At 66.6% G+C, this 1,115-nt stretch carries 1 protein-coding gene; it reads right to left on the reverse strand.

Going from position 1 to position 1,115, the window contains the following annotated elements:
• Positions 1-1,115: hypothetical protein (locus FBZ89_RS31120; RefSeq protein WP_211115438.1), on the reverse strand; the 1,115-nt coding region annotated here is incomplete at both ends.

Raw genomic sequence — 1,115 nt, forward strand, 5'->3', positions numbered from 1 at the left:
GCCGCCGGTCATCAGGGTGGGACCGACCTGGCCCGCCAGGTAATTGACCGTGGACGACAGGGTGGCGACGACGGCGCCGCCCGTCAGGCTGGCCGTCCCGCTGACCGCCAGCTGCGCACCGTTGGCCAGGCCCAGCGTGCCGGCCGACTGGCTGTAGTTGCCGGTGATGCTGAGCGCCGTCAGCAGGTTGACCGTGGCACCGGTGTTGGCCACCGTATGGCTGCCGACGTTGATGACATCGTTCAACTGCAGGGCGCCGGAGGCCAGCACCAGGTCGGCCGTGGTGTTGGTGATGACGCCGACACTGCCGCCGGCCCCGGTGAACAGGCCGGCCGCACCCAAGCCGCCGACCAGCGTCAAGGCTTGGCCGCCGGTGATGCTGATGTTGCCGGCGATGGTGCCGCTGTTGCTGATCGTGTCCAGTTCGCGGGTGCTGTAGACGGCGATGGTGTCGCCCGACAGCAGGCCGCTGTTGTCCAGCGTGGTGATGGTGCCGGTGTTGGCCAGGCCCATCCGGCCCGTCAGCGTGCCGCTGTTGCTGATCTGGTCGATCTTGGCGATGGCGCCGTTGTTGAACAGGCCGAAGCTGGTGCCGACGATGCTGTTCGTGCTCAGCACCGTGCCGATGCTGCCCATGTTGAACACGCCGGAATAGGAACCCGAGAGCACGCCGGTGTTGTTCAGCGTGCCCAGAGTGCCATAGCGCCCGACATAGACCGGGTTGGTCGCGCTGAGCGTGCCGCTGTTGCCGAGCGAGCCCAGGACCGTGCCGACATAGTCGTTCAGGCCCACCAGGTACAGGCTGTTGTTGGCGACGGAGCCCGTGATCTCCATCCCCTGGATGTTGGAGTTGTAGGTCAGGCCGGTATAGCTGGAGCCGGTCGTGCCGGTGATCACCGGGCCGGCGCCAAAGGTCTGGCCCACCAGCCCGTTGGGGCTGATGGAAATGTTGATCATGGCGATGGTGCCGCCGGTGACGGAGGCGACGCCGCTGATGGCCAACTGGCCGGTGCCGTAGTCGATCAACAGCGCGCCGGCGGACTGGCTGTAGTTGCCGGTGACGTTGACCAGGCTGGTCAGTTCAGCTATGGCGCCGCTGTTGACCAGCGTATGGC

Origin of the sequence: Nitrospirillum amazonense, from assembly GCF_007828045.1 — a bacterium.
GTDB lineage: Bacteria > Pseudomonadota > Alphaproteobacteria > Azospirillales > Azospirillaceae > Nitrospirillum > Nitrospirillum amazonense_C.